General features: G+C 68.3%; 5 protein-coding genes and 1 pseudogene. 5 read left to right on the top strand and 1 reads right to left on the bottom strand.

Features of this window, described 5'->3' with window-relative positions:
* The 5 genes from QOD90_RS21580 to QOD90_RS21560 form a co-directional block, all read left to right on the top strand.
* On the top strand, positions 1 to 251 hold a 251-nt coding region (locus QOD90_RS21580; RefSeq protein WP_526352869.1), incomplete at its 5' end, for a cytochrome ubiquinol oxidase subunit I.
* A 10-nt stretch (positions 252 to 261) separates the two neighbouring features.
* Positions 262 to 1,299: a cytochrome d ubiquinol oxidase subunit II gene (cydB, locus tag QOD90_RS21575; protein ID WP_526352868.1), complete on the top strand. Its 1,038-nt coding sequence runs from the start codon at positions 262 to 264 to the stop codon at positions 1,297 to 1,299.
* Positions 1,299 to 2,897, top strand: coding sequence for a thiol reductant ABC exporter subunit CydD (cydD, locus tag QOD90_RS21570; RefSeq protein WP_526352870.1), 1,599 nt, complete (start codon positions 1,299 to 1,301; stop codon positions 2,895 to 2,897). Before cydB ends, cydD begins: the two co-directional genes overlap by 1 nt.
* Entirely contained in the window at positions 2,884 to 4,392 is a 1,509-nt protein-coding gene (locus tag QOD90_RS21565) for an ATP-binding cassette domain-containing protein (protein WP_526352867.1), read from the top strand. Before cydD ends, QOD90_RS21565 begins: the two co-directional genes overlap by 14 nt.
* Entirely contained in the window at positions 4,389 to 4,787 is a 399-nt protein-coding gene (locus QOD90_RS21560; protein WP_526352866.1) for a DUF4190 domain-containing protein, read from the top strand. Before QOD90_RS21565 ends, QOD90_RS21560 begins: the two co-directional genes overlap by 4 nt.
* Here the strand turns inward: QOD90_RS21560 and QOD90_RS21555 are convergent.
* Positions 4,753 to 5,141: pseudogene (locus QOD90_RS21555) on the bottom strand (acyl-CoA thioesterase II); the annotation flags it as partial. The gene QOD90_RS21560 and the pseudogene QOD90_RS21555 sit on opposite strands and share 35 nt — an antisense overlap.

Below are 5,141 nucleotides of genomic sequence, written 5' to 3'. Positions count from 1 at the left end.
TGGTTGCGCCGAACCCGACCGGCGATCAGATGATCCGGCTCAACGTCGCCGACGGCGTCTCGCACCACTCCGCGGGCATGGTGCTGACCTCACTGATCGTCTTCACCGCGCTCTACGCCGCGCTCGCGTGCATCTGGTTCTGGCTGATCCGGCGCTACGTCGTCGAGGGCCCCCTTGAGCATGACGCCGAGCCGGCACCCCCAACGCCGCCAGGCGACGACGACGTCGCGCCGTTGTCGTTCGCGTACTGAGGAGGCCGACATGGGACTACAGGACTTCTGGTTCATCGCACTGGCGGCGCTCTTCCTCGGCTTCCTCGTCCTCGAAGGCTTCGACTTCGGCGTCGGAATGCTCATGAAGTTCTTCGGGCGGCGTGCCCCGGTCGGTCAGCGCGAACAGCACGAGCGGGCCGTACTCAACACCATCGGACCGGTCTGGGACGGCAACGAAGTCTGGCTGATCACCGCAGGCGGTGCGATGTTCGCGGCGTTCCCCGAGATGTACGCGACGCTGTTCTCGGGCCTCTACTTGCCCCTGCTGGCCATCCTCGTCGCCATGATCGTCCGCATCTGCGCGATCGAGTGGCGCGGCAAGATCGACGACCCGAAGTGGCGCGCGTGGGCCGACGTCGCGATTGCGGTCGGATCGTGGGTGCCCGCCGTGCTGTGGGGCGTCACGTTCGCCGCGCTGGTGCACGGGCTACCCGTCAACGCGGACAAGCAGATCGAACTCTCCATCACCGATCTGCTTGACGGCTACATTCTGCTCGGCGGCCTGGCCACCGCGAGTCTGTTCGCCTTTCACGGCGCGGTCTTCATTGCGCTCAAGACCGAGGGTGTCGTGCGTGACGACGCAGTGCGGTTCGCCAGCCGCCTTGGCGTGCCGGTGACGGTCGTGGTTGCGGTGTTCGGGTTGTGGACCGAAATGGCGTACGGAAACGACTGGACGTGGTTGGTGCTTGGCATCGCCGCCGTCGCACAGATTTCGGCCGTCATGATGGTGTGGAGCCGCGGTGGTGACGGGTGGGCCTTCGCGTGCACGGCAACCGTCGTCGCTGCGGTGGTGATCCTGCTCTTCGGCTCGCTGTACCCGGATCTGGTGCCATCGACGTTGAACCCGGCCTGGAGCCTCACCGTCCACAACGCGTCGTCCTCGCCATACACCCTGAAGATCATGTCGTGGGCGGCGCTCGTCTTCACGCCGCTGGTGATCGGCTACCAGGGATGGACCTATTGGGTCTTCCGCCAACGCATCTCGGCCGACCGGATTCCTCCGCCGATCGGTCTCTCACCGAGATGATGCGACGCCACCTGGCGGCAACGGCGGTTTGCGGGGTGGTCATCACCGCCGCAGCCATCGCGTGTGCCGTGCTCTTGGCGCACCTGCTGGCGGGCATCATCTCCGAACCCGACACCCGAACGCTGGGCCACTGGTCGAACGCACTGTGGATTCTGTTGGCGCTGTGGACCGTTCGCGTCGTCGCGCAGTGGGTGCAAGGCCGCCTCAGTCAACGCGGGGCCACCGCCGCGATCGCCGACCTGAGCGGCGAGCTGCTCGCCGGCGTCACCGCGCTGCCGCCGCGAGAACTGGCGGCGCGCCACGACGAGGCCGCGGTACTCGTGACGAGAGGCCTCGACGGCCTACGTCCCTACTACACCCGCTATCTGCCTGCGGTGATCCAAGCCGTCGTCCTCACCCCCGCCGCGGTGGTGACGATGGCGTACTACGACGCGCAAGCGGCCGTCATCGTCCTCGTCGCGCTGCCCCTGGTGCCGCTGTTCATGGTGCTCATCGGCCTCGTCACCGCGGAACGTTCCGCGGCGGCGCTGAAGGCCATGACCACTCTGCAATCCCGACTGCTCGACCTGATCTCGGGTATCCCCACCCTGCGTGCGCTCGGCCGCGCCGACGGACCTGAGCACCGCATCACCGCACTGGCCGAAGCTCACCGCCGATCGACCATGGCCACCCTTCGAATCACCTTCTTGTCGTCGTTGGTGCTGGAACTCCTCGCCACCCTCGGTGTCGCACTCGTCGCCGTCAGCGTCGGGCTGCGACTGGTGTACGGCGAAATCGACCTTGCCGCCGGGCTCACTGCGCTACTGCTGGCACCCGAGGTCTTTTGGCCGTTGCGTCGGGTCGGCGCCGAATTTCACGCAGCGCAGGACGGCAGGACGGCCAGGGCGAAGGCGCTCGCACTGCTCGACGGTGCCGCTCGGTCCCCGGCAGGGGGTCGCACGCCGACGAGCACGTCGATTCACCTCGAGACGATCAGCGTGGCCGCCCGCAACGGCGACGCGCCACACCGGCTGTCGGCCGACGTCGAGCCCGGCACGGTCACCGTCCTCACCGGAGGAAACGGCGCGGGCAAGTCGACGGCGCTGCACGCCCTCCTCGGCCTCGTCGTGCCGACCTCGGGTCGAGTATTGGTCGGTGGGCACGACATAGCCGAACTCGACCCTCGCCAGTGGTGGGGCCAGATCGCCTGGCTGCCTCAGCGGCCGGCCCTCATCCCCGGCACATTGCGCCAGAACCTCGAACTGTTCGGCCCCATCGCAGATCTCGAAGTAGCCTGCCGCCAAGCGGCTTTCGACGAGGTCTTGGCCGCCATGCCAGACGGTTTGGCCACCGTCATCGGCCGCGACGGTGCCGGTCTGTCGCTGGGCCAACGTCAGAGGCTGGCCCTGGCCAGGACGTTCGGCGCGAAACGGCCGATCCTGCTGCTCGACGAGCCGACGGCACACCTCGACGGCGTGCGGGAACGGCATGTCCTGCAATCGATCCGGGAGATCGCGGGCGATGGCGCCTCGGTGCTGGTGGTCGGCCACCGGGAGTCCGTCCGCGCCATCGGTGACCGCGTGATCCAGGTCGGAGGCGAGATTTGTGTCGCGCACTGATCCGCTGATCGCCGGGCTCGCCCTCCTGCGTCCAAGACTGCCGCGCCTGGCGATGGCGGCCCTGTTCGGCGTGTTGGCGCTGGGCAGTGCCCTGGCACTCGCGGGCGTCTCGGCCTGGCTGATCGCCAGGGCCTGGCAGATGCCACCGATTTTGGACCTCAGCGTCGCGGTGGTCGCCGTCCGCGCGCTCGGCATCGGCCGAGGCGTCCTCGGCTACTGCGAGCGACTGGCCTCGCACGACACCGCCCTGCGCGCCGCAGGCACCGCGCGGGCCCGGCTGTACCGCTCGTTGGCGCAGGGACCCGCCGATACCGTGCTGCGGTTGTCGGTGGGTGACATCGCCTCCCGCGTCGGCGCCTCTGTCGACGAGTTGTCCGACGTGCTGGTCCGCGCGGTGCTGCCCATCGCGGTGGCTGCGATCCTGTCGACGGCTTCCGTCGCCGTCATCGCCGTCATCTCACCCGCCGCCGCCGCCGTACTGGTCGGGTGTCTCCTGCTTGCCGGGGTGATCGCACCCTGGTTGGCCGCCCGCGCCGCCACCGCCGCTGAAGACATTGCCGTAGCACATCATTCGTCCCGCGATGCTTACACCATGCTGGCGCTCGAACACGCCCCCGAGCTTCGGGTGGCAGGCCGCCTCGACGGCGTCATCGCCGAATCTGCCCGCAGCCAACGTGATTGGGGCGCTGCCGCCGACCGGGCCGCATTGCCCGCCGCGTTCGGAGCAGCCGCGCCGGTCGCCGCGATGGCCGCCGCCGTGCTCGGTGCCGTGATGATCGGAATATCGCTCGCCTCCGTGGTGGCCCCGACGACGTTGGCGATCCTCGTCCTGCTCCCGCTGTCGGCATTCGAGGCGACCGCGGCGCTTCCCGCCGCCGCCATCCAACTGACCCGGGCCCGAATCGCAGCCGGACGCCTTCTGGACCTGACCGACGTCGACCCGACCGCCCGACGTAGGCCGGCCGTCTACCCACCCGACATTGCCGAGGGTGACCGGTTGGCCATCGTCGGCGACAGCGGTTCCGGAAAGACGACGACGCTGATGGCGATCGCCGCGGAGCACGAAAACCCCTTCACCGCAGGCTTCTTCCCCGAAGACGGGCACCTGTTCGACACCACCGTGCGGGACAACCTACTGGTCGCCCGCGGTGACGCGACCGACCAGGAACTGCTCGCGGCGCTCGGCGCGGTCGGGCTTGGCGATTGGGTGGAGAAGCTTCCGGACGGGTTGGCCACGATTCTGACGGGTGGTGCCGCAGCGGTCTCCGCAGGACAACGCCGGCGACTACTACTCGCCCGTGCCCTCATCTGCGACCTTCCGGTCGTGCTTCTCGACGAGCCAACCGAACACCTCGATGCTGCTGACTCCGATCGGATCCTGCGCGAACTCTTGGCGCCGGACGGGTTCTTCGCGGCCAACCGCACCGTCGTCGTCGCCACCCATCACCTACCCCGTGGCATGACCTGCCCCGTGCTCTACCCTCGGCAGACATGACCGGCCCGAGGAACGGAACAGGTAACGCTGCACTGGCCGTCGCCATCGCCGGCCTGCTCCTCTGCTGGTCGGTCGTCGGCGGCATCGGCTGCGGCGTGGTGGCCGTCATCCTCGGCTTCCTCGGCCGTGGGCGCGCTGCACGCGGCGAGGCGAACAACAGCGGAATCGCCACGGCCGGAATCGCACTCGGCGTGGTGGCGGTCGTCGCAGCGGTCGCCTTCGCCGTGATCTGGATCTTCGCCTGGCGCGACTCGGGCGGCACCGACTACCTGGACTGCGCCATGCGGGCCGGCAACGATCAAAAGGCCGTCGAGTCCTGCACCGACAACTGGCTGAACGACATTCAGACCAAGTTCAGCATCAGTCCGCCGCGGCAGACCCTGGGAAGTACTTGACGATTCCCTCCTGAACCACGGTGGCCAACACCCGGCCGCCCCGGTCGAAGAAGTGCCCGTTGCCGAGCCCACGGGACTCCGCGGCCACCGGCGACGTCGTCGAGTACAGCACCCAGTCGTCGAAGCGGATGGGACGGTGAAACCACACCGAGTGATTCATCGTCACCGCGAAGATGCGATCGAAACCCCACGACAGCCCATGGGTGGTGATGATCGAGTCGAGGACCGTCGTGTCGGACGAGTAGACCAACGCCGCGGCGTGGATCACCGGGTCGTCTGGCATGGCTCCCTTGGCCTTGAGCCACACCCGATTATGGGCGAGTCGCTCCCCCTTGTCCCGCATCACCCAGGCCG

The sequence above is a fragment of the Mycobacterium sp. genome, from assembly GCF_032161845.1.
Lineage (GTDB): Bacteria > Actinomycetota > Actinomycetes > Mycobacteriales > Mycobacteriaceae > Mycobacterium.
Note: the sequence above shows the minus strand (reverse complement) of the source record. Positions and strands in the feature narration are given on the sequence as shown.

What these genes read in the sequence shown, in the direction of transcription:
- cydB (WP_526352868.1), top strand. Translation starts at nt 262, where the DNA reads ATGGGACTACAGGACTTCTGGTTCATCGCACTGGCGGCGCTCTTCCTC.
- cydD (WP_526352870.1), top strand. Translation starts at nt 1,299, where the DNA reads ATGCGACGCCACCTGGCGGCAACGGCGGTTTGCGGGGTGGTCATCACC.
- QOD90_RS21560 (WP_526352866.1), top strand. Translation starts at nt 4,389, where the DNA reads ATGACCGGCCCGAGGAACGGAACAGGTAACGCTGCACTGGCCGTCGCC.